Annotated in this window: 26 protein-coding genes; 17 read left to right on the forward strand and 9 right to left on the reverse strand. The window is 37.9% G+C overall.

What is annotated here, in order from left to right:
- Nucleotides 1-24: 24 nt before the first annotated feature.
- The 6 genes from AC6H0V_RS09360 to truA all read left to right on the forward strand — a co-directional run bounded on the left by AC6H0V_RS09360 (nucleotide 25) and on the right by truA (nucleotide 3620).
- Entirely contained in the window at nucleotides 25-855 is an 831-nt protein-coding gene (locus AC6H0V_RS09360) for a ThuA domain-containing protein (RefSeq protein WP_497559926.1), read from the forward strand.
- A gap of 161 nt (nucleotides 856-1016) precedes the next feature.
- Nucleotides 1017-1490 carry a DinB family protein gene (locus AC6H0V_RS09365; RefSeq protein ID WP_497559927.1) on the forward strand — a complete coding sequence of 158 codons (474 nt, stop codon included), beginning with the start codon at nucleotides 1017-1019 and terminating at the stop codon, nucleotides 1488-1490.
- On the forward strand, nucleotides 1490-2092 hold the full coding sequence (locus AC6H0V_RS09370; RefSeq protein ID WP_497559928.1) for a hypothetical protein: 603 nt from the start codon (nucleotides 1490-1492) through the stop codon (nucleotides 2090-2092). The genes AC6H0V_RS09365 and AC6H0V_RS09370 overlap by 1 nt, the downstream gene beginning before the upstream one ends.
- Nucleotides 2092-2328, forward strand: a complete 237-nt coding sequence (locus AC6H0V_RS09375) for a hypothetical protein (protein ID WP_497559929.1) — start codon at nucleotides 2092-2094, stop codon at nucleotides 2326-2328. Before AC6H0V_RS09370 ends, AC6H0V_RS09375 begins: the two co-directional genes overlap by 1 nt.
- Nucleotides 2329-2491: 163 nt before the next feature.
- Nucleotides 2492-2695 (forward strand): hypothetical protein, encoded by a 204-nt coding sequence (locus tag AC6H0V_RS09380; RefSeq protein WP_497559930.1) that lies wholly within the window; start codon nucleotides 2492-2494, stop codon nucleotides 2693-2695.
- Between the two features lie 124 nt (nucleotides 2696-2819).
- Nucleotides 2820-3620: a tRNA pseudouridine(38-40) synthase TruA gene (gene truA / locus AC6H0V_RS09385; RefSeq protein WP_497559931.1), complete on the forward strand. Its 801-nt coding sequence runs from the start codon at nucleotides 2820-2822 to the stop codon at nucleotides 3618-3620.
- Nucleotides 3621-3658: 38 nt separating this feature from the next.
- Here truA and AC6H0V_RS09390 read toward each other — a convergent pair whose 3' ends face one another.
- Nucleotides 3659-4873, reverse strand: a complete 1215-nt coding sequence (locus AC6H0V_RS09390) for an ABC transporter permease (protein WP_497559932.1) — start codon at nucleotides 4871-4873, stop codon at nucleotides 3659-3661.
- Between the two features lie 76 nt (nucleotides 4874-4949).
- Here AC6H0V_RS09390 and AC6H0V_RS09395 point away from each other — a divergent pair, with 76 nt between their 5' ends.
- A complete protein-coding gene (locus tag AC6H0V_RS09395; RefSeq protein ID WP_497559933.1) occupies nucleotides 4950-6227 on the forward strand; it encodes an exo-beta-N-acetylmuramidase NamZ family protein in 1278 nt (425 codons plus the stop codon).
- Between the two features lie 11 nt (nucleotides 6228-6238).
- Nucleotides 6239-6448, forward strand: a complete 210-nt coding sequence (locus AC6H0V_RS09400; RefSeq protein WP_497559934.1) for a hypothetical protein — start codon at nucleotides 6239-6241, stop codon at nucleotides 6446-6448.
- A gap of 474 nt (nucleotides 6449-6922) precedes the next feature.
- Here the strand turns inward: AC6H0V_RS09400 and AC6H0V_RS09405 are convergent, their stop codons facing one another.
- Nucleotides 6923-7969 carry a DNA topoisomerase IB gene (locus AC6H0V_RS09405; RefSeq protein WP_497559935.1) on the reverse strand — a complete coding sequence of 349 codons (1047 nt, stop codon included), beginning with the start codon at nucleotides 7967-7969 and terminating at the stop codon, nucleotides 6923-6925.
- A 160-nt stretch (nucleotides 7970-8129) separates the two neighbouring features.
- Here AC6H0V_RS09405 and fmt point away from each other — a divergent pair, with 160 nt between their 5' ends.
- Complete coding sequence (fmt, locus tag AC6H0V_RS09410) at nucleotides 8130-9038, forward strand: methionyl-tRNA formyltransferase (RefSeq protein ID WP_497559936.1); 909 nt, start codon at nucleotides 8130-8132, stop codon at nucleotides 9036-9038.
- 28 nt (nucleotides 9039-9066) lie between these two features.
- Here the strand turns inward: fmt and AC6H0V_RS09415 are convergent, their stop codons facing one another.
- Together AC6H0V_RS09415 and AC6H0V_RS09420 are read right to left on the reverse strand one after the other, a co-directional pair.
- Nucleotides 9067-9909, reverse strand: a complete 843-nt coding sequence (locus tag AC6H0V_RS09415; protein ID WP_497559937.1) for an aminotransferase class IV — start codon at nucleotides 9907-9909, stop codon at nucleotides 9067-9069.
- Nucleotides 9910-9912: 3 nt separating this feature from the next.
- Complete coding sequence (locus tag AC6H0V_RS09420; protein ID WP_497559938.1) at nucleotides 9913-10941, reverse strand: RluA family pseudouridine synthase; 1029 nt, start codon at nucleotides 10939-10941, stop codon at nucleotides 9913-9915.
- A 198-nt stretch (nucleotides 10942-11139) separates the two neighbouring features.
- On the opposite strand from AC6H0V_RS09420, the gene AC6H0V_RS09425 reads away from it, so the two are divergent.
- Both AC6H0V_RS09425 and AC6H0V_RS09430 read left to right on the forward strand, forming a co-directional pair.
- Entirely contained in the window at nucleotides 11140-12168 is a 1029-nt protein-coding gene (locus AC6H0V_RS09425) for a DUF6588 family protein (protein ID WP_497559939.1), read from the forward strand.
- A gap of 52 nt (nucleotides 12169-12220) precedes the next feature.
- The gene (locus AC6H0V_RS09430; RefSeq protein ID WP_497559940.1) at nucleotides 12221-13099 is read left to right on the forward strand and encodes a 1-aminocyclopropane-1-carboxylate deaminase/D-cysteine desulfhydrase; all 879 of its coding nucleotides are present in this window, start codon (nucleotides 12221-12223) and stop codon (nucleotides 13097-13099) included.
- Here AC6H0V_RS09430 and AC6H0V_RS09435 read toward each other — a convergent pair.
- Entirely contained in the window at nucleotides 13091-13282 is a 192-nt protein-coding gene (locus AC6H0V_RS09435; protein WP_497559941.1) for a hypothetical protein, read from the reverse strand. The genes AC6H0V_RS09430 and AC6H0V_RS09435 overlap by 9 nt on opposite strands.
- A 317-nt stretch (nucleotides 13283-13599) precedes the next feature.
- On the opposite strand from AC6H0V_RS09435, the gene lat reads away from it, so the two are divergent.
- Nucleotides 13600-14931, forward strand: a complete 1332-nt coding sequence (gene lat / locus AC6H0V_RS09440) for an L-lysine 6-transaminase (RefSeq protein ID WP_497559942.1) — start codon at nucleotides 13600-13602, stop codon at nucleotides 14929-14931.
- Nucleotides 14932-15066: 135 nt separating this feature from the next.
- Here the strand turns inward: lat and bshB1 are convergent, their stop codons facing one another.
- From bshB1 to AC6H0V_RS09455, 3 genes are read right to left on the reverse strand one after another with little or no spacing between them, the layout of a single operon-like run.
- Nucleotides 15067-15783, reverse strand: a complete 717-nt coding sequence (gene bshB1, locus AC6H0V_RS09445; RefSeq protein WP_497559943.1) for a bacillithiol biosynthesis deacetylase BshB1 — start codon at nucleotides 15781-15783, stop codon at nucleotides 15067-15069.
- 4 nt (nucleotides 15784-15787) lie between these two features.
- Complete coding sequence (locus AC6H0V_RS09450) at nucleotides 15788-16297, reverse strand: glutathione peroxidase (RefSeq protein WP_497559944.1); 510 nt, start codon at nucleotides 16295-16297, stop codon at nucleotides 15788-15790.
- 2 nt (nucleotides 16298-16299) lie between these two features.
- On the reverse strand, nucleotides 16300-16920 hold the full coding sequence (locus tag AC6H0V_RS09455; protein ID WP_497559945.1) for a DUF4294 domain-containing protein: 621 nt from the start codon (nucleotides 16918-16920) through the stop codon (nucleotides 16300-16302).
- A 122-nt stretch (nucleotides 16921-17042) separates the two neighbouring features.
- Between AC6H0V_RS09455 and AC6H0V_RS09460 the strand changes: the two genes are divergently transcribed.
- The 5 genes from AC6H0V_RS09460 to AC6H0V_RS09480 all read left to right on the forward strand — a co-directional run bounded on the left by AC6H0V_RS09460 (nucleotide 17043) and on the right by AC6H0V_RS09480 (nucleotide 22839).
- On the forward strand, nucleotides 17043-19256 hold the full coding sequence (locus tag AC6H0V_RS09460) for a RelA/SpoT family protein (RefSeq protein ID WP_497559946.1): 2214 nt from the start codon (nucleotides 17043-17045) through the stop codon (nucleotides 19254-19256).
- A gap of 41 nt (nucleotides 19257-19297) precedes the next feature.
- Nucleotides 19298-19519 (forward strand): hypothetical protein, encoded by a 222-nt coding sequence (locus tag AC6H0V_RS09465; protein WP_497559947.1) that lies wholly within the window; start codon nucleotides 19298-19300, stop codon nucleotides 19517-19519.
- A gap of 229 nt (nucleotides 19520-19748) precedes the next feature.
- Entirely contained in the window at nucleotides 19749-20243 is a 495-nt protein-coding gene (locus tag AC6H0V_RS09470; protein WP_497559948.1) for a Fur family transcriptional regulator, read from the forward strand.
- A 33-nt stretch (nucleotides 20244-20276) separates the two neighbouring features.
- Nucleotides 20277-21551 carry an adenylosuccinate synthase gene (locus AC6H0V_RS09475; RefSeq protein WP_497559949.1) on the forward strand — a complete coding sequence of 425 codons (1275 nt, stop codon included), beginning with the start codon at nucleotides 20277-20279 and terminating at the stop codon, nucleotides 21549-21551.
- A gap of 43 nt (nucleotides 21552-21594) precedes the next feature.
- Nucleotides 21595-22839 (forward strand): anthranilate synthase component I family protein, encoded by a 1245-nt coding sequence (locus tag AC6H0V_RS09480; protein ID WP_497559950.1) that lies wholly within the window; start codon nucleotides 21595-21597, stop codon nucleotides 22837-22839.
- Between the two features lie 21 nt (nucleotides 22840-22860).
- Here the strand turns inward: AC6H0V_RS09480 and AC6H0V_RS09485 are convergent, their stop codons facing one another.
- A complete protein-coding gene (locus AC6H0V_RS09485) occupies nucleotides 22861-23682 on the reverse strand; it encodes a M48 family metallopeptidase (protein WP_497559951.1) in 822 nt (273 codons plus the stop codon).
- Nucleotides 23683-23714 lie beyond the last annotated feature (32 nt).

Consider the following 23714-nt stretch of genomic DNA (forward strand, 5'->3'; position numbering starts at 1 on the left):
ATTTAACCTTTAAAATATCTCTTCATGAATACCCTAAAAAAGATTCTGATTTTAGTTGTTTTTAGTCTAGTTAGCATCAGCTGTGCTATGGCTCAAAAAACACCGAAGTTTAAGGTAATCGCCTTTTACACCGGAAAAAATGATCAGGCACATGTGAGCTATGTACATGAAGCCAATAAATTTTTTCCAAAAATGGCTGAAAAATATGGCTTTAGCTACGACTCCACTGCCAATTGGAGCAACTTAAATGCTGCTTTTTTAGCTAAATACCAAGTGGTACTATTTTTGGATACCCGCCCTGAAGTTCCAGAACAAAGAGCAGCATTCGAAACTTATATGAAAAATGGAGGTGCGTGGATGGGTTTTCATTTTGCTGCATTCGCATTATCACCATCCGCATTTCCACAGAACTGGGACTGGTACCACGATGAGTTTTTAGGTTCAGGGCAATACGGCAGTAATACATGGCGACCAACATCTGCCATATTAAGGGTAAATAAAAATCATCCGGCAACTAAAAAACTTCCAGAAACCTTCAAATCACAGCCTAATGAATGGTATAGATGGGAAAAGGACCTCACGAAAAACCCCGATATCACGGTATTGCTTGCTATAGATTCTACCAGCTTCCCTCTTGGTACTGGGCCAAAAACCTATGAAATTTGGCACAGCGGATATTATCCTGTAGTTTGGACCAATAAAAAGTACAGAATGATCTATGTGAATATGGGCCATAACGATATGGATTATGAACATAAATACAATAAATTTACTACATCACTCTCCCAAACCTTTGAGAACGAAATACAAAATAAAATGATAATTGATGGGTTGATGTGGTTGGGAAGGAAATAGGGCGGTTGACAATTTTCAGTTATCAGTTTTCAGTTGGGAGCGTGGAGACTAAAGTTTGGATTTGTGGAGTAATTAACTTAGGAAATTAACAGTTTACAATTTGCATCAAATCGGTGTAATCATTAAAAAATCGGTGTAATCATCCGCGAGGCGTATATACAATGGAAAAACTAATAGCCGTAATTAAGGCATCAAGAAACAAATTACTAACTTTAGTACAAGAATTAAGCATCGCTGAGATGAACCATATCCCCACGGGTTTTAACAATAATTTGGCATGGCAGATCGGTCATATCGTGGTTAGTCAACAGCTTTTATGCTACAGACTTTCGGGAAATAAGCTCTTGATTGAAGACGAATTGGTAGACGTTTATAAGAACGGATCAAAACCAGAAAAATACCTTAGTGAAGAAGAGATCACTAAAATGAAAGGTTACCTTTTAAGCACGATCGATCAGCTCGAGCTGGATTTACAAACCCCTAAATTTGATAATTTTAGCCCTTACACCATTTCTACCTATCCCGGTTTGGAACTAAGCAGTATAAAAGATGCGGTAACGTTTATTGTATCGCATGATGGTTTGCATTATGGTTGCTGCTTGGGACTGAAGAAACTCGCTAAAATGAATAGATAATGAAGAGGTTAAGATTTTTATTCATTGGTCTATTAATTGGATTTTCTATTAATGCCAATGCGCAAAAAATTTATGTAGACACCGTATTTGGCATCAGTTTTATACAGCCACCAAATTGGATAGCGAAACAATTTAAGCCCGATAAGAAAAAAGCCAAGCCAAGTAAGGAAGAAGTAATTATAAAAGGCGTTAAAACTCCCTATATCTACAAACTGCTTGCTTGGTATTATAAACACGAAGTAAATACCTACAGTGGGGTGAATGGAACAATAAGGATTAGCGTGAGTAATAATTTCCAGAAATCACAAATTCAATACGAAGATGATCTGTACCAAATGACGAATGGTTTAAAACAACTTTTTCCCGACTTTGTCATATTAGATAATCCACAACAGGTACTGGTGAGCAATATCACGTCTTATTATTTCTCAGGACATTATACCATAAAAGGCAGTGATGACATTTTTGGGGCTACTAAAATGATGATCTACATTCCCTATGGCAAGTATCTTTTTGAAGTGGACTATCTTTCTGAGAAAGATAATGTGGATGACCTTAAGACCTTCGAATCATTGGTTCAATCTATAAAAATTGGGAATTAATGAAGAGATATAGTTTTTTGATCATTTGTATAGTAGGGCTTTCGGCAAATGGATGGGCGCAAAAGGTGTATTTGGATACGGCATACGGAATTAGTTTTACTAGTCCGCAAAGCTGGATAACCAGAGAATTTAAACCATTTGATATAAAAACCGATCCTAACACGCAAAAAAGGGTGGATAGAAATGGTATAATCAACCTTTGCTTATATTTTAATTGCTGGACTCCAGAAATATGAAACAAACACATATGATGGGGTAAATAGCACATTAAATATTGGTGTTAGTAGTAAAAAACAGGAATCTTTTGTCAAATACAAAAATTACCTAAGCTTATATATTGATAGGTTAAGGAAGCTCTTTCCAGACTTTACCGTAGCTGAACAGACACAACAAATTTTGGTGGATAGTATTCCATCCTACTATTTTTCTGGAAATTATACCATTAAAGGTGGTAATAGGAATTTAGAGGTTACAAAAAAGATTTTAATTATTCCGAGTGGGTATTACATGTTCCTAGTAGACTATGTTGGTGATAAAGATAATGCTGAGGATAGCAAAACTTTCGTTTCGTTTGTCCAATCTTTAAAATTCAAAAACCAATAAATCATGAAAAAAGTCTGATTGCTGTGTGGGCATTAATAATGATAAAGATTGCCCCAGCACTCTGCTCTTGATCACGAAGTAGAAACTTGTTTTTACACTAAAGTTAAAGCCCTATCTTTATCCCATGAGGTACTTCTTCCACATCGCCTACTATGGCCATAGCTTTAGTGGTTGGCAAAGACAGCCAAAAGTTTATAGTGTACAGGAAGTGATCGAAAGTAAGCTCTCGCAGGTTTTTAAAAACCCAATAACTATTAATGGCTGTGGAAGAACCGATGCAGGAGTAAATGCAAGTCAGTTCTTTTTTCATGCAGACATAGACCATGCTTGGGATTTCGACCTCAAATTTAGGCTTAACAAGCTCTTGCCGCATAGCATAGCGATTTTTGATATCATCCCTTTGGAAGGAAAGCCGCATGCCCGCTTTGATGCTGTGCAACGTAGGTACGATTATTACATCCACACTCATAAAGATCCATTTCTGAACCAGCTCAGCTCGTATTACGAAATTGCGGATCTTGATTTGAACGAAATGAAAAAAGCGGTAGACTTATTGCCTAAATATAAAGATTATAGAGCTTTTTGTACCACTCCCGATAAAAATGAGCATACCATTTGCAATGTTATGGAGGCGCAATTATACAGCACAAAAAAGGGCGATCAAATTCGTTTCCACATTGCATCAAATCGTTTTTTAGGTAAAATGATCAGAATTATTACCGGAAAACTGCTAAAAATAGGGAGCGGAAACATGAGCGTAGCTGAATTTGAAGCGATGTTGATTTCAAGGGTAACCCCCGCAATGTTAGAACCGGCACATCCTACTGGATTATACCTCTCGAAAGTAACCTATCCTTACTTAAATTTACCCACACGCACGGCTTTTGCAGGTTTAGAGCAGGCGAATTGGATTACCATCGAATGATCAACATTAGCTAATTAGCTTATTGAATAATTAGCTAATTACTTGAACCTAATCGCTTTTAGCGGACTAATCCTACTTACCAATAAAGAAGGAATGAGCAGTACAAAAAGGCAAACAATGATTGTGGTTATATTTAACATCAGTACATCAACCAAATGTACTTCCATAGGCACATAATCGAGGTAATAATTTGTTTGGTTTAGCTTAAGGAGATGTGTTTTATCTTGGAGATAGTAGACGCCTAATCCAAGTAAATTACCTAAAATCAATCCAATCCCTACTAGGTAAACTGCATTGTACAGGAAGATCTGCATTACACTAAAGTCAGAAATACCCATTGATTTTAAGAGGCCAATCATTGTGGTTTTTTCTAATATCATAATCAGAAGAGCAGTAATCATATTAATTACTCCAACGATCATCATCAGTACCAACAGCACTTTAGTATTTACATCGAGCAAAGAAAGCCAGGTAAAAATCTCTGGTGTACTTTCTTGAACAGAACGCGATCTTAGTTTTAATTCCAGATTGGCATAAATATCATCCGATACAGTCTTCAATTGAGTAAAATCCCTTATCCGCACTTCCATCCCTCCCATTTGATCTGGGGCCCAGTTATTTACGCTTCTTATGACGTTAATATTGCCTAATACAAAGCCTTTATCAATGTTCTCGATCCCCACGGTATAGATCCCAACAACCTGAAATTTTCTCCGCTTTGGCGGATTTGTAATAAAATGCATCAAGAACCCATCACCAACTTTAAGCTGCAAGCGCTTTGCCGTATACTCCGAAACCAATAATTGATTAACCGTAGTATCCTTAAAATTAATTATTCGACCACTTATGAGGTGTTTTTTAATAAAACTCCAATTGTATGTTTGGTCTATACCTTTAAAATTAATTCCTTCTACTTCGCCATTGGCACTAATAATAGCGGGTTTGGTAGCAAATGGGTAGTAAAATTGAACAGATTTATTATTCTTGAGGTAGTTAATGGTCGAATCATTAGGTACAAAAGGCGATTTCTCAAAGGAGCCGTTCAAATCATAACGGTAAATCTGTACATCACCAATAAACCCTCGTACCTTATCCTGGATTTCTGTTTTAAATCCTTTAATTATGGCGATAGAAAGAATCATTACCGCAAGACTGAGCATTACGCCTGCAATAGCAATGCGTACGATGAGCTTTGAAAATGTGCGCTCAGATTTTATGGCAATCCGCCTTGCTATGAAATATTCTATATTCAAAATTTGTAATAAATTGTAACTTAGCAAAAATGCTGATTCGATTTCGAAATCAAGTATAATACTTTAAAAAACCTAAATGATGAACAAAATTGCAAGTACTTTAACATTTCTATTTACAATTATTGTATTAACTGCATGTGGGCAAAACCCTAATATCAAACTCAATCCTAATGTTCCAAATCCTTACAAAGTTAGGGCCGAAAATATAGATAGACCTAAAACAAAGACCAAATTTCAGACCGGAGCAGAACAAACAGAAAAATACCTGCCCCTCCTTAAAGGCAAACGGGTAGCTATTTTAGCCAACCAGACTTCTGTTATCGGTAATCAAACTACCGTAGATAGCTTGTTAAAGCGTGGGGTTAATTTTGTTAAAATATTTGGTCCTGAACACGGTTTTAGAGGAAACGCAAGTGCAGGGGTGCATGTTGATGATGATGTAGATGCTAAAACCGGTATCAAGGCAATTTCATTATATGGAAAGCACAATACCCCTACCAAAGAAGATCTGGAGGATGTGGATATTGTAATTTTTGACGTACAGGATGTGGGTGTTCGTTTTTATACCTACATGAATTCCCTTCAGCGCTTAATGGAGGCCTGCGCTGTAAACAATAAGGAAGTGATGATATTTGACCGCCCCAACCCGAATGGTTTTTACATAGATGGGCCAATTTTAGATCCACAATATGCATCAGGCATTGGTTTACAACCTATTCCTGTGGTGCACGGCTTAACGCTTGGCGAATATGCCCAGATGTTAAATGGCGAGGGATGGTTAAAAAACAAAGTTAAATGTAAGATTACCGTAATCAAGAACGCCCACTACAACCACGATATGCCGTATATATTGCCAATCAAACCCTCGCCCAATTTGAATACCGCACAATCTATCCTCTTGTACCCTTCAACCTGTTTGTTTGAAGGTACCTATTTAAATCACGGGCGCGGAACACAATTTCCTTTCACCGTAATAGGAGCGCCTTACCTAAAAGGAAAATATAGTTTTTCTTATACCCCTACAAGTATCAAAGGTATGGCTGAGACACCTCTATTTATGGATAAGGTTTGTTATGGATTGGACCTAAGAAAATACGATACTTCAAACTTTAGGGAAACTAAAATGTTAAACCTAAGCTGGTTGATTGAATTGTACAAAGCATCTCCCGAAAAAGAAAACTTCTTTAACTCTAAGTTAAGCAAGGAAATGGGTACGATTGAAAAATTAATAGGCGTGGGCAATTTCAGACAGCAAATTATAGACGGAAAATCGGAGAAAGAAATCCGAGCCAGCTGGGAGCCTGGGCTTAGCCAATACAGATTAATGCGTAAAAAGTACTTACTCTATCCATAATATTTCATACCATGAACAACGAAGCAAAAAAGAAAAATGAGAAAGCCTCTAGCAATTTTTTAGAGCCACAACCAAAAGGAAAGGTTGATGAGGGTAACAAGGTGGTTAAAAAAGAGGCTGATAAAGCATATACGAAAGAACCAGCAATGGCAAAAACCAAAAATCCTGCCGAAGCAAAAGAACGGAGTGAGCAACCCGTTCATCCTATTCAAAAAGCATAACTCATCGGATGAGCCATTCGATGAGCCATCCCATAACCATATAAAATGAGCGAAGATTTATTGCCATCATACGAAGAACAGAAAAGAAAAGCTTTCCTCGAAGGTATGAAGTTGATGAAGGCTGGGATGGATCGGGAGGTTATTTACGCCAGATTAGAAAAACAGGGAATCCCAGAAGATATTATTCAACACGTAATCAAAAATCTGTTTATACAGCAGAAAACAGATCATGTAAAAGAATTGACTCCCTTTTATAATGTGGCTTTAGTACGAATTGGCCTCGGAGTGGCCTTTGCAACGATTTTTTATTTGATTAACCCTAGCCAAGTCATTCTCCCAATCGGTTTAATTGGAGGTGGTATTATTTCTGCTCCTTATCAAAAACAAAATGAAGTAATTCGAGCATACACTATATGCTTAATGCTTTACGCTTACCGCCATACGCTTACCGCTTACCGCCATACGCCTAGCTCCCTATCCCTTACTCTTCACCTTCTTCAAAAACTCCAACAATACTTTTTCATCATTTTGCATCGCAGTAACGCTATTAGGTTTTACCGTATTTATCTTTTTGAAATATTTCTTCAATTCATCATTTTCGTAACTCACAAGTAATTGGGGATATACATACGAGCTTTTGCAAACTGTTCTGGTATTCCCTAGTTTGCTCGCCACACAATCTAATACCTCAACAATGATCTTCTTTTTAGACATTTCTGGATACTTCTCCGTAAAACAGGCCAGTTGTCTAAATGCTTCTAATGTACCGCCCCACGTTCTAAAATCTTTGGCTGTGAAATCGCTTCCTGTAATCTCTTTAATGTAATTATTGATCATTCCCGAATCCACTCCCTTGTGTTCTTTTCCGGAAGTGTAAAATTGAAATAAATCCTGCCCAGGAATATCCTTGCATTTTTTAACCAGTTTTGCTAGGTTTTTATCCGTTAATTCAACATCATGGCTTACCCCTTTTTTACCAATGAAATTGAGTACATATTTATCCCCCTTTTGTTTAAAATGCTTATCGTTTAACGTACTCAGGCCATAACTGCCGTAAGTTTTTTTATAACTTTCATTCCCAATTCTGATCAGGGTTTTCTGCATTACCTGCATGCAGATTGCCAACACCTTTCTTTCGTCGAACTCTTTTCTCCTTAAATCTTTCGCAATTTGTTTACGGGCATCAGGCAATGCTTTCCCAAAATCCAATAACCTGAAATACTTATGGTCAGATCTTCTTGCCGTCCAATCTGGGTGATAACGATATTGTTTTCTGCCAGCAACATCTATTCCGATTGCTTGTAGATAACCGTTTTTCTTTGGCGAAATCCACACATCAGACCATGCTGGAGGTAATACCAATTTCTTAATTCTATCTAAATCGTTCTCATTGGTTATGCGTTCGTCTTTTCTGTTTACATAATAAAAATTGCCCGGCTTTCCCTTTCTGTAAATGCCAGGTTGCGTTGGATTAACAAAAACCAAACTGCTCGAATTAATTACTTCAGAAGTAGGAACCATAGAATTTTAAGAAATATCAGTTAATTTTTAGTTATTTTGTTGGCTTAACGCAGATGAAACCCTCAATTTATTGATAGTCTCATTACAGATGAAAACAACATAGTAAGATGAAACTACAACTTTATAAGTAGCTTCATCACGCTGCAAACAACAAAATAGGATGAAAATAGTTTTTATGGGCACGCCTGATTTTGCGGTCGCCTCGTTAAGTGCCTTACAGCAAGCAGGTTTTGATATTGTGGGCGTTGTAACCGCGGCAGATAAACCTGCTGGTCGTGGACAAAAATTAAATGAAAGCGCTGTAAAAAAATACGCTGTTGAAAATGGATTATCCGTTTTCCAGCCATTAAAGCTTAAGGATCCCTCATTTATTGAAACATTAAGTGCGCTAAAAGCCGATCTTTTTGTAGTAGTTGCGTTTAGAATGCTGCCCGAAATCGTTTGGCAAATGCCACCAAGAGGAACAATCAACCTTCACGGTTCATTACTACCGCAGTATCGAGGAGCAGCACCAATTAATCATGTAATAATAAACGGAGAAAAAGAAACGGGTGTAACTACATTTTTTTTAAAACAAGAAATTGATACAGGAGATATAATTTTCTCTGATTCTGTAGAAATTAATGATCACGACACTGCAGGGGATCTCCATGATCAATTGATGGTGGTAGGGGCTCAACTGATAGTTAAGACCGTTACCGCAATTGCCAATGATGATTATAACGAAGTGCCGCAGCCAGAAAGCGAGGAACTAAAAAGTGCCCCGAAAATATTTAAAGACTTTTGCAAGGTTGATTGGAACCAAACCAATCAAACCGTTTATAACCTGATTAGGGGCTTAAGTCCGTACCCTACGGCATTTACTGTGTTAAACGATAAAAATTTAAAAATTTTTAAAGCTGAGAGAGAAGATAAAGAACCGGGCATTTCTACAGGTGCCTTTTTAACAGATCACAAAACCTATCTTAAATTTGCAACAAGAGATGGTTTTATCAAATTATTAGATGTTCAGTTTGAAGGTAAAAAAAGAATGCCTATAGATGAGCTTTTAAGGGGAATGCGTCTTTAGGCTTACGAAGTCTTAAGACTTCGTAAGCCTAAATTAAAAGTTCGTTCAACTTAGCACTCATCGCCTTTGCAACTTCGTTAAAATACCGTTTTCTCCCATATCCCATTATCCATTTGATACCCCCACTGGCATTGCTTATGAAAACTTCTTCGGCTTCATTTAATATCTCAGGGCTTAACTGGGCCTCTACCAATGGGAAATTGTGCGTTTTTGCCAATTGGAGAATTACAGTACGCATTACACCTGCCACGCAACCTTCTGAAAGTGCCGGAGTATAAATTACTTTCTGATACACTACAAATACGTTTGCGGTAGTACTTTCGCACAAAAATCCATCCTGATTTAAGATCAACGCTTCATCAACCCGTTGTTGCTTTTGAAACAAGCCCGCCATCACGTATACTAATGCATTGTTGGTCTTAAAATTTGACAATTTATTTATCGGTTTTGCAATCTCGTCGAACACATCAATAATCAAACCTTTTTGATTAAGTTCATAATTGGATTGTTCTAAGGGAGTACATTCTAACAGATATCCAGCCTTATTAACTTGAGGAGCATATAAACCTTCACCTTCGCGATAAATAGTTAATCTGAAACGAACATTACCTTTAAATTTGTTCTTTTTAAGGAGTTCTGTAGTTTTTTGTCTTAAAAAATATTCGTCAAATAAGGAAGAGCCTTCCATTTTTAGGGCTTTCATTCCAGCTTTCAATCGATCGGCATGTTGTATGGCGAACTGTAATTTACCGTTACACATCCGCATTGATTCGAAGAGTCCATCCCCAAATTTAAAACTCCTATTATTAGCTTTTATGATACCTTGATCCGCTGCAAAAAACTCGTCGTTAAATAAAATAAATTGCGACATAAGTTAATTTGATTGATTGGCATAATTTCGCCACTTGGTTAAAACCGCATCAAAATCTGAAGGCAAAGGTGCTTCAAATTCCATATATTTTTTTGTAGTAGGATGGATAAATCCCAAAATCTGCGCATGTAATGCTTGTCTGGGCATTAATTCGAAGCAATTACCTACAAACTGTTTATATTTAGTAAAGGTAGTTCCCTTTAAAATTTTATCACCTCCATAATTGGCATCGCTAAACAAAGGATGTCCGATGTGCTGCATATGGGCCCTAATCTGATGAGTCCTGCCTGTTTCCAATTGGCAGCTAATTAAAGTCACATAGCCTAACCGCTCTATAACCGAATAGTTGGTTACAGACCACTTTCCTTTTTCCTCATCGTCATAAACATCCATTATGATCCGATTTTTTAAGCTTCTGCCAATATACCCTTCCACACGTCCATCTTTTTCTACATCACCCCAAGCCAAAGCTAGGTATTTACGGGTAATGGTATGATCAAAAAACTGTTTTGCCAGCTTGGTCATTGTAATCTCGTTTTTACTAATCAACAGTAGCCCTGATGTATCCTTATCAATGCGGTGGACCAAGCCCGGCCTACCATCATTTCCAGGCAACGTGGGTAATTGTTCAAAGTGATAGGCCAAAGCGTTTACCAACGTTCCGGTATAATTATTAAATCCTGGGTGAACTACCATTCCAGCGGGCTTGTTAACTACCAAAAGATCAGCATCTTCATATACAATATCAATTGGAATATTTTCAGGATAAACTTCTGTATCGCGTGGCGGATGAGCGAAAACAATAGAAATCTCGTCAAATGGCTTAACCTTATAACTCGATTTTATCGTGGCTTTATTTACTAAAACATTCCCCGCATCAATTGCATTCTGGATTCTGTTACGTGATGCATTCTCGATCCGATGCATTAAAAATTTATCAACACGCAATAACGACTGTCCCTTATCCACTACAATATTAAAATGTTCAAATAAATCCTGCTCTTCTTCCTGATCAATACTATTGTTTTCCATGGCACAAAAATAGGATTATCAATTAGATTATTTTTAAAACCTTTTTGGCATGTTTTTAGTAGAGGTGATTTAACTATTTATTATAGTGGTCTTTTTTTATGAAAAATTTTACTGAAAACGTTAAAATTATTGCCAACTTTTTTCCTTATCTGCTCAGAAAGATATACTTTCGTTCCTGAGAACCAATCAGATAAAAAAATGAAAACAAAATCTTTTGCACTTAAATCTTTGGTGATTATAGGTGCTTTTTTAATGCCCTTAAATTTATTAGCACAAAATGATGTTGGAGATTTATTTAAATCGTCCCCTCAAGATGCTACAAAACTTGTTGATGCCTACATGACCCCTCTCTTTAAAGGTATGGGAATTGGATTAAATTCTGGCTGGACAAACACCGCGAAAGCAAAGAGTACCCTACGCTTTGATTTACGAATTACTGCAACTGCAGCCTTTGTGCCAGATAAGGACCGCAGTTACAATGCAGGAGCTTTAAATTTAGCAACAATCAGGCCTGCTGCAGGATCTACGGGTGTTGGCCCCACTGCCTTTGGCGACGATAACGTAGGGTCAAAAATGGAAATTTATACCACAAGTGGAACCCCTACAGGGCAAACTTTTAATTTACCTCAAGGTTTGGGCCTTAATTTTGTTCCCTCACCTCAAGTCCAATTAACCGTTGGTTTACCAAAGAACATAGACGTTAGCTTACGTTTTGTACCAGATGTAAAATTAGGTGATGATATTGGCAAGTTAAGCCAATTTGGCTTAGGCGCCAAAGTAGAATTACTTCCATTACTGATGGGCAAAAGTGATAAATTGCTGCCATTTGATTTAGCGGTAGCATTAGGTTTTACAAATACTACCTACCTATTGCCACTAGATGTTAATAATGGAAAATATAGCAATCAAGAAGTTGAAGTAAAGTTTAAAGGATTTAGTACAGAAGCCATCATTTCTAAAAAAATATTATTCTTCACCCCCTTCGCTAGTGTGGGTTATAACTCCTCTAATTCTAGTTTAAATGGTTATGGTACCTATGACTTTCAGACTGCAGGTGGCACCGCTACCTTTACAGACCCAGTTTCCATTAAACACAAGGATTTAAGTGCGTTAAAAGCCTCATTGGGTTTTCAGTTAAACTTGGCTTTCTTCAGGGTTTATGCATCTTATACCCAATCTGAATACGGTTACTTTAATGGAGGTATAGGTGTTGGGATTGGTAAATAAAAAATAGTATTTTTCTTTAAAAAAGCTTCTCTTTGGGAAGCTTTTTTAATATATGGAAATTTTAAGCCCGATACACCAAATCCAATTGCCTTCCAAAATCCAGATCTGGGTTAAGCGAGATGATTTGATCGATCCTTTTATTTCTGGAAATAAATGGCGTAAACTTAAATACATCATTAAGGCAGCGGCCGACCAGCAAAAAAACCATTTAGTAACTTTTGGCGGCGCGTTTTCAAACCATCTGGTTGCAACGGCAGCGGCTGCAGCACGCCATAATTTTAAATCAACCGGCTTTGTACGTGGGGAAGAAATAACAAACGAAATGCTCCTTATTTGCAAGCTTTTTGGCATGAACTTGATTTTCGTAGATCGCGAAAGCTATAAAAACAAAGCATATCTATATCATCAGTATTTCGGCGAAGATAATAACACTTATTTTATAGACGAGGGAGGAGCTTGCGCAGAAGCTGTTATGGGATGTGAAGAAATTATCGATGAACTACCCAAAGACATTAACCATCTCTTCTGCGCTGCTGGAACGGGCACAACCGCAGCTGGGTTATTAAAAGGACTGATTAGGCACAATCATCATGCTCAACTTCATATTATCCCTGTATTAAAAGGAGGCGAATTTATAAAAGCAGAAATAGCCAAACACGAAACTGATCTCAGTATGCTTAACCTACATACCAACTATCATTTCGGCGGGTATGCCAAAACCACTCCCGAACTGATTAATTTTATCCGAACATTTACCCAATCTACAGGTATGTTAATTGATCCGGTGTATACTGGCAAGCTCTTTTTTGCCATCGATGATCTAAATAGCAAAGGTTATTTTAAAAAAGAAGACAAAATCTTAGCCATTCATACTGGAGGCTTACTGGGTATGTTCGGTATGAAGGAAAAATTTAAGGAAACACTAAGCTAACCTCACTTTTATTGCAGTGATTTTATTGTTTTCTGAAGCAATTTCATAGCCCACTTCATCCAAAATTTCTACTTCATGAGGGCAATCACTTTTTAAAAAAGTATACTCCTCGTTTGTCCTGTTATCTTTTATTTTACCAATCCCTTTAAGAGAATTGAAACTAATTACCACTCCGTATTTCATGCTATTAATGCTTAATTGTTGAAACTGGTTTTTGTTTAATTGCGTCAATACCGACTTCGGACTTCCGGACTCCAGACTCTTTTGGTAAGGTAAACATAATTAGCTAAGGAAATCAGGTTTTTTTTTGTGGGAATTCTGGAAAAACTGCAGTTTTTTACCTTATTATTTTTCCACATTTTTAAAATCATTAGCAACATTAAGGTAAAAACTAACTTTAGTTCATTTAAACCTAGATTTTGGCTGGAAGGGCAAAATAGTGCTTAAATTTGATTGTTTGGCTCATTTTACTACTTTTGAAGATATCAAAAACATTCATCATGTACCAACTTAGTATAGCGCCAGATCAGGTAAGTGAAACCTTGCAACAACATATTTTAGCCGACGGTTTCGACCTCATCTATGATATGGAAAAAAGCAAGGGAGCTTATATTTACGATTCGAAGTATAACCGTCGACTTTTAGATTTTTTTACCTGTTTTGCTTCGGTGCCATTGGGCTACAATCATCCAAAGATGATAAATGATGAGGCATTTAAACATAATTTATTGTTGGCCGCCATGGCTAATCCATCAAACTCTGATGTATATACCCAACAATATGCAGAGTTTGTGTCAACGTTCTCGAAAGTTGGGATTCCTGAATACCTTCCCCATGCCTTCTTTATTGCTGGAGGAGCACTTGCCGTAGAAAATGCGATCAAAGTTGCTATGGATTGGAAGGTGCAAAAAAACTTTGCTAAGGGTTATAAAGAAGAAAAAGGCTTCAAGGTTTTGCATTTTGAAAAAGCATTCCACGGTCGTACGGGATATACCTTGAGCTTAACCAATACCTTGCCCGATAAAACAAAGTGGTTTGCGAAATTTGACTGGCCGAGAGTGAGTGTTCCACAGGTCAAATTTCCGCTTGTTGATGCAAATTTAGTGACTGCCGAAGAAACTGAAGCTTTATCCATTTCGCAGGTTAAACAGGCATTTGCAGACCACAAAGATGATATTTGTGCAATCATCATCGAGCCTATCCAATCAGAGGGTGGCGACAATCATTTACGTGAAGAATTCTTAATCCAACTTCGCCAACTGGCGGATGAAAATGAAGCTTTTTTGATCTACGATGAAGTGCAAACTGGAGTGGGATTGACAGGAAAGTTTTGGTGCCATCAACACTTTAGCGAACAAGCCAGGCCAGATATTGTTGCTTTTGGCAAGAAAATGCAGATCTGCGGTATCCTTGTAGGAAAAAAAGTGGAAGAAATTGAAAATAATGTGTTCAACGTACCATCCCGTATCAATTCTACTTGGGGAGGCAATCTGGTTGATATGGTTCGTTCTACCCAAATTTTAAACATTGTTCAAGAAGATCAACTCTGTGAAAATGCTACAGTTGTAGGGAATTATTTAAAAGAGAATTTAGCACAATTGGCTACTAAATATGATAAAATAAGCAATGTTCGCGGAAGGGGCTTACTTTGTGCGTTCGACTTCCCTACTAAAGAAATGCGTAATATTTTTATCCAAAAAGGGATGGAAAATAACGTGATGTTTCTAGGCTGTGGTAATCAGACCATCCGTTTTCGCCCTGCTTTATGCATCGAAAAACAGCATATCGACTTAGGATTAGAAGCAATGGAAAAGATTTTGCCGACCCTATAATTTTAATCCGCAGATCCGTAGATTGATTTACTCTAATCTGCGTATCTGCGGCTATTATACCATTGAATAAAAAAATTGATATATTGTTGGATTGCAGGTGGACATCCAAAACGCTAAACGCTTACGCCACACGCCCTACTTAAGGTTAAACAAATTATCCACTCCAAGCAGTTTTCGCGTGGTAAAGCCTTCGCCATATTCGCCCCCTATGCTTTTGCCTAACTCTCTTGCTCTACCAATAACAGATTCGAAAAATTCTGGAGATGAAATATAGGTTTGTGGTTCTTTTGAATCCGGATTATCAAATTGGGTTTTGAAGGCTCGTATGGCCTCTATTTTTTTGTCCATAAATTCGCTAATATCAATAATAATATCAGGTTTAAGGTAACGATCTTGGATATATTGTAATACTAATCGAGGCCGCCACGCCTCCTGACTTACACCTTCCATTCTAGTTTCGATTTTTATTAATCCTGATAAAAAAATCGCATCATTAGCCAGATCTCCTGCCCTTCCGTGATCAGGATGACGATCGTGCAAGGCATTGGTTAAAATAATTTCAGGTTGGTACTTCCTCACCATTTTTATCACCTCAAGTTGATGCTCTTCGTCGTTCTTAAAAAATCCATCTTTAAATTTTAGATTTTCACGGGCATGCAAGCCAAGTATTTTGGCCGAATCTGCGGCTTCAATATCTCTGGTTTCGGCTGTGCCACGTGTACCGAGCTCACCTCTGGTAAAATCAACTATACCTACTTTTTTTCCGAGGGCTATATGTTTTAAGATGGTTCCTGAGCAACCTAATTCGGCATCATCTGGGTGAACGGCAAAAACAAGAATATCTAATTTCATTTATTTATTTTAGTTTGGTATTGAGCAACTGCTGAAGCTTTTTTTTAACTTTTGATGAGCTTGGCTTGGTAAAAGGATAAAAATAATCAACAACCTCACCTTCCGTATTGATGAGGTATTTATGGAAATTCCATTTGGGTCTAGAGTTGATGTTGCCGTTTAATTTCTTTTCGCCTAAAAACTTAAACAGGGGATGCGCCGCCTCGCCCCGAACCATAATCTTTTCGAACATCGGAAATTGAACGCCGTAATTTATTTCACAAAATTCGTTGATGGCAGTACCATGTAAAGGCTCCTGTCCGCCAAAATCATTGGATGGAAAGCCTAAAACCTCAAATCCTTTGTCCAAAAATTCATTCCTTAAATCTTGCAGTTCTTGCAATTGAGGGGTAAAACCACAGCCAGTAGCCGTATTCACGATCATCAGTACTTTGCCTTTATAATCAGACAAGTGCTTTTCTTTTCCATTTAAAAGTTTAACCTTAAATGGATATATCGTTTGAGTATCATTCATATTTACTGCTGGTAATAACCAGAATTGACAATGATAGACTCTATATCCCTGTCTTCGGTTACACTGTAGGTTGTTTTAAGATTATGCCCAACAACTCTTGCAATTAATTGATAAGAAAATGCAGCAAAACCACCTTTGGTCTGTTTTACGATATCGTATGTAGTTCGTCCTACTTCTCTATCTATAAGCTTAGTCAAGATTTGACCTTGTGTGATAGTTAGTTCCTTTATCTCGGTATTGAACATGTTCTTTATTTCTTCATCACATTCTTTAACCAATTTCTTCTGTATCTTTTTATCAGCTTCCTTGGCCAAGTCTTGCTCTAACTTTTCGTATCTCCTTTTGGCATATAGCGCATAAGGCATTACTTTTAATACATTGTACCTTAAACGATTGTAAGCTGCTTGTTCTTCTGCAGACTTCCAAATACGTTTCCCGTAAATCACTACTTCATTAAGACCGATCCAAGGGATCATAAAGCCATTGTCGTTTGTAGCAGCTACGCGAATGGTATCATTTTTGCCTTTTTCTGGATAAATCGGTGGCGCAGTACTTTCCTGTGCTTTTACCGAAGTAGCAGCAATCATGACAATAAACAGAATAAAGAGATGATATTTTTTCATAAATTTATGCCTGTACAAAGTTAAAGCTAATTTTATATTTTCGCTTCCTCTACAATCGAATTTAAGTATTAATAGCTTAAAATACAACAATTTTACCTAGAAAAAACAAATACACACACTTGATGAAAAATACTTTAGTAATTGATATTGAAGCTGAGAAGCAGGAAATCCTAAAAAGATACCGTGCACTTTTAAGAGCTTCAAAGTCTACATTACAAAAAGGAGATAAGAAAGAAATCAGAAAAGCATTTGAAATGGCCCTAGAAAGCCATCAGAACATGCGAAGAAAATCTGGAGAGCCTTACATTTATCACCCTATCGCCGTTGCCCAGATTGCTGCCGAAGAGATCGGATTAGGAACTACCTCCATTGTATGTGCTCTATTGCACGATGTGGTAGAAGATACAGACATCACGTTGGATGATATCGAACGGGAATTTGGGAAAAAAACAGCCAAGATTATTGATGGATTAACCAAAATATCAGGAGTTTTCGACTATAACAGTTCGTTGCAGGCCGAAAATTTCCGGAAAATGCTACTTACGCTTGCTGATGATGTTCGCGTAATTCTGATCAAACTTGCCGATCGCCTGCATAACATGCGCACCATGGATTTTATGCCGCGGCAAAAGCAGCTTAAAATTGCTTCAGAAACGATCTATTTATATGCTCCGCTTGCACATCGTTTAGGCTTATATGCCATAAAATCAGAGCTGGAAGATCTTTCTATGAAATATCTGGAACCGGATACTTACAAATATATCGCCAACCAGTTAAATGAGAAAAAAGCTGAGCGAAATTCGTTTATCAAAACATTTGTAGAGCCAGTAAATGAGATTTTAGCAGAACAAGGCCTGGTGGCCAATATCTATGGCCGACCAAAATCTATCCACTCGATATGGAATAAAATGAAGAAAAAGAACATCCCTTTTGAGGAGGTATATGATCTTTTTGCTATCCGTATAATTTTAGACAGCTTGCCAGAACACGAAAAAGCAGATTGTTGGAAGGCCTATTCCATAGTAACCGATTTATATAGACCTAACCCCGACCGTTTACGCGATTGGGTTTCATCACCAAAGGGAAACGGATACGAATCATTGCACACTACGGTAATGGGGCCAAAAGGGCAATGGGTAGAAGTTCAGATCCGTACCCAACGAATGAATGAAATTGCCGAAAAAGGGTTTGCAGCGCACTGGAAATACAAAGAATCAAGCAATGATAACGGACTTGACCAATGGATCCAAAAAGTACGTGAAATGCTCAGCAATCCAGAAGCCAATGCACTAGACTTCTTGGATGATTTTAAGATGAATCTCTTTTCTGATGAAATCTTCATTTTCACACCCAAAGGAGCGCTACTTCAATTGCCTTTAGGCGCTACAGCCTTAGATTTTGCATTTGAAATCCATACCGATGTTGGGGCAAAATGCATTGGCGCTAAAGTAAACCATAAACTTGTTCCTATTTCGCACAAACTACAAAATGGCGATCAGGTAGAGATCATCACCTCAGGCAAACAGGTTCCAAAAGAAGATTGGTTAAATATTGTGGTTACCGCCAAGGCCAAATCAAAAATCAAATCTTCATTAAAAGAAGCGAAACGAAAAATAGCCGAAACAGGTAAAGAAACCTTAGAAAGAAAACTTAAATCGTTAAAAATAACCTATAACACCGATAATTTAAATAAACTCTCCTATTTCTTCAAACTACAGTCTAACCAGGATCTTTTTATTGCGGTGGCCAATGGGAAAATTGAGCTTAAAGACCTAAGAGACTACCTGAACAGTGAAAAGGAAATCGAGAATCGGGGTAATGATTTTAAAAACGATGGGAAACATGTTGAGGCACTTCTAAATAAAGTGAAAGGGCCTGAGTCGGATACCCTGTTGATTGGCGAGGATCTTCAAAAAATAGATTATACACTTGCTGCTTGTTGTAATCCCATCCCGGGGGATGATGTATTTGGTTTCGTAACCGTAAATGAGGGCATCAAAATTCACCGAACCAATTGTCCTAATGCAGCACAGCTGATGGCTAACTATGGCTATAGAATAGTAAAGGCGAAATGGAACGGGCAACAGGAGCTTACTTTTTTAACCGGTCTTCATATTATCGGAATCGATGATGTAGGATTGATTAACAATATCACCAAAGTAATCTCCAATGATTTTAAAGTAAACATGCGTTCAATTACCGTGGATACAAACGATGGAATTTTTGACGGATCAATCATGATCTTTGTAAACGATAAAGACCATTTGGATAATCTAATCAAGAATTTATTAGAAGTAAAAGGGGTTACTGGGGTAACTAGGTTTGACGCACAGTAGGGCAGTTGGGAGTTGGGAGTTTTCAGCTAGAACCCATAAAAATGTCATCCCTGCCTACCGGCAGGCAGGCTGAGCTTGTAGAAGGACAGGTACAACTTGGTAGAGTTTACGCAAAGGACGCAAAGACGTTTTCAGAAGAAATCTCAAAGAAATGCCTACAGGAAGGCATCCTGAGCTTGTCGAAGGGCGGGTTAAATTTAATGGTAAAATCTAAGCCATTAGCGTGTTTTCTTAGTCAAGTAGCCTGCACACTTTTGAGCTAATATTTAAAACGCAAAGGACGCAAAGATTTCGCAAAGAACGCAAAGGAGTTTTCTCCCGATAACTATCGGGATGGGAGTTTTCAGTTGGGAGTCGAAAGTCCTGAACCGCTGTTCGCAAAATGCCAAACGCGATACTTTCAACAATCTTTACGCAGTGTTGATTACTAATCGCTGTAATCCCTTTTATCTGTGTAATCATTTATCTACCTTTGGAGAGGAGTTTAAAATTATGTCTGGACAGAATACGAATGAGTTGGTTAGAAAAATATTCGAAGCCTATCTCGAGAATAAAAACTTAAGAAAAACCCCTGAGCGTTTTGCCATTTTAGAAGAAATCTATTCTAGAAATGACCATTTCGATGTAGAAACGCTTTACATCCACATGAAAAACCAAAAGTACCGCGTAAGCAGGGCTACGGTTTATAACACCCTCGAACTATTAGTTTCATGTGATCTGGTTACCAAGCATCAGTTTGGTAAGAACATGGCCCAGTTCGAAAAATCATACGGATACCACCAGCATGACCATGTGATATGCATAGATTGTGGTAAAGTGGTAGAATTCTGCGATCCACGCATCCATCAAATTCAAAGTATGGTTGGCGATCTCTTAAAATTTGATATCAAACACCATTCTTTAAACATGTATGGCGTATGTTTTGATTGTAGCGCAGCCGCAACTATTAAATCGGCAACCGCCCTAAAACAACAAGCAACAAACTAATAATCATTTTATAATCTCTTCTAATTTAACATAATGACGCAAGTAGACGTACTGCTAGGCCTGCAATGGGGCGATGAAGGCAAAGGAAAAATTGTTGATGTTTTAAGTCCGCAATATGATATGATTGCCCGCTTTCAAGGTGGTCCAAATGCTGGTCACACGTTAGAGTTCGACGGTAAAAAATTTGTACTAAACACCATTCCCTCAGGTATTTTTAATGAGGGCATCATGAATCTCATTGGAAACGGTGTGGTAATAGACCCCATTATTTTAAAAAGAGAGCTGGATAATCTTAAAAAAGCTGGCCATGATCCCGTAGCAGCCGGAAAGTTAGTTATCGCCCGTAAGGCACATTTAATCTTGCCCACCCATCAATTATTGGATGCAGCGAATGAACAAAAGATGGGAGCTGGCAAAATCGGCTCTACGCTTAAAGGTATCGGCCCTACTTATATGGATAAAACCGGACGGAATGGCTTACGTGTTGGAGATACCACTTTGCCAGATTTTAAGGCTAGATATGCCAAATTAGTGGAGAAACACAAAGAAATTTTGTCGCATTACCAATTTGAATATGATCTTGAAGAGAAAGAAGCCGCCTTTTTTGAAGCCATCGAATTTATAAAAACCATCCCTCATGTGGATAGCGAACATTTTGTAAATGACTATCTTAAGGCAGGGAAAAAAGTTATGGCCGAGGGTGCCCAAGGAACATTATTGGATGTAGATTTCGGTTCTTATCCATTTGTAACCTCCTCAAATACTACAACAGCAGGTGCCTGTACGGGCTTAGGTATTGCTCCAAATAAAGTGGGCGATGTTTTTGGGATTTTTAAAGCCTACTGTACCCGTGTTGGTGGGGGTCCTTTTCCTACAGAGCTGGATAATGAAGTTGGAGAAAATCTGCGTCAGATTGGACATGAATTTGGTGCAACAACAGGACGGGCCCGTAGATGTGGCTGGATTGATTTGCCCGCATTGAAATATGCCATTATGCTTAATGGTGTTACAGAACTGATCATGATGAAAGCAGATGTGCTTGATGGTTTTGATACCATTTACGCCTGTACGCATTACGAGTACAATGGAGAAACCATTGATTATATGCCGTATGATATCATTTCTATCCAACCAAAACCCGTATTAAAGGCAATTAAGGGATGGAAAACTGATCTTACCCAAATAACGCAGCTTGATCAGGTGCCATCAGAACTTGCAGACTATATCGCATTTCTAGAAACAGAATTACAAGTTCCAATCAAATATCTTTCGGTTGGTCCAGACCGTAAACAGACTTTGATGCTCTAAACTTACGAAGTTTAAAAAACTTCGTAAGTTTGAGACTTAAAGCATGGAAATTAATACCATAAAGCAGAAAGCAATGCAATGGGCAGCGTCTTTTGATGTATGTTGTTGCTTGGATTCCAATCAGTATACCGATCCTTACAGTCAATACGATTGTTTAATTGCCGCAGGTCAGGTTCATACACTTAACGCGCACATTGGGAATGCCTTTGATCAATTACATTCATTTTATGAGTTGCATCAGGATTGGATGTTCGGCCTATTGAGCTACGAACTTAAAAATGAAATAGAAGAGCTAAGCAGCTCGCATCAAGATGAACTTGATTTCCCTGACCTTTACTTTTTTGTTCCTAAATATTTAATTGCTTTTACTAATACCGATGTAAAAGTGATTAAGGGCGGTGATGATCTTATTGCTACTATTGAAAAAATAATCTTAACAGAACCTACCAACACATGTAACTTAACTATTGAGGCTAAATTTGACAGAAAAAGTTATATTTCTACTGTAGAAATGCTTCAATCCCATATTAAAAGAGGCGATAGCTACGAGATTAACTTTTGTCAGGAGTTTTTTGCGAGGCATGCCAAAATCAATCCTTTGGCAGTTTATAAAGAATTAAACCACATCTCGCCTACCCCATTTTCAGGTTTCTTTAAAATTGATGATCGTTACATTTTATCGGCTACGCCTGAAAGGTTCCTTTGTAAACGTGGCAACCAGCTCATTTCTCAGCCAATTAAGGGCACCGCTAAAAAAAGTTTAGATCCGGTTGAAGATCAACAAATTAAAACCGCTTTAAAGTCAAGCATCAAAGAACAGGCAGAGAATGTAATGATTGTAGATTTAGTGAGGAATGATTTAACCAAAAGTGCGGTTAAGGGAAGCGTAAGTGTTGACGAGCTATTTGGGATCTACACTTTCCCACAGGTGCATCAAATGATTTCTACCATTAGCTGCAAACTAGATCCAAATATTCACTTTATCGATGCCATTAAGAACACCTTCCCAATGGGCTCGATGACAGGAGCGCCCAAAATAAAGGCCATGAAATTGATAGATACCTACGAAAAGTCTAAAAGAGGTGTCTTTTCGGGTTCATTTGGGTGTATTACTCCCTCGGGAGATTTTGATTTTAATGTGGTTATACGAAGCATTTTATACAACGCTAAAAAAAATTACCTGTCCTTTCAGGTTGGGGGCGCTATTACTTATGCAGCAAATGCTGAAGAAGAATATGAGGAATGTTTGTTAAAAGCATCGGCAATATTAAAAGTATTAGCTAATTAGCTAATACTTTTAATTAGCTAATTATTTCTTGTAGTACTTCATGGCCTCTGGCAAATCTTTTTGAATTTGCGCGATCCGTGATTGATCTGTAGGGTGGGTACTTAAAAATACTGGTGGTTTAGCGGTACTTGCGCTAGCTTGTGACATTCTTTGCCAAAAGCTTACCGCACTAGTAGGATTGTAACCAGCCATTGCCATAAATGAAAGACCCATTTTATCAGCTTCTAGCTCTTGGGCACGTGAATTAGGTAATACGTAGCCTGCCTGGGCGCCAATTCCATACAATTGATTAACTGCATTTTGAGTTTCCTCAGATCTACCGCTTGCCGCTACGCCTACGATTGCGCCTCCCAATTGTGCTTTTAACATACTTGAAGCACGTTCTACAGAATGCTGAGCAATAGCATGTGCAATTTCATGCCCCATTACCGTTGCCAATCCGGCTTCATCCATCGTAATTGGTAGGATACCAGTATAAACTGCAACTTTCCCTCCCGGCATGCACCATGCATTGATTTCTTTACTTTCTATTAAATTAAATTCCCATTTGTAGTTTTTGATCTGTTCCCCGTATCCATTTGCATTCATGTATTGAGTTACTGCGGCAGCAATCTTTCCCCCTACCCTTTTAACCATTTGGGTTTGTGTAGAATTGGTTGAAACCACTTTGGTACTAGGATCACTTAGTAATTGAGAATATCCTATGGCAGCCTGCTGTTCTAGGTCTGCAGCACTTACCCCAAAGGTAGAAACTTTACGTCCTGTTAAAGGTACAACAGATGTTGTACATGAAGAGATTGTCACCATACTTGCGACAAATCCTATAATCATTAATTTTTTCATACTATTTTTAAATGAACGTTAAAAAAATAATC

This window comes from Pedobacter sp. NO84 (genome assembly GCF_059703915.1).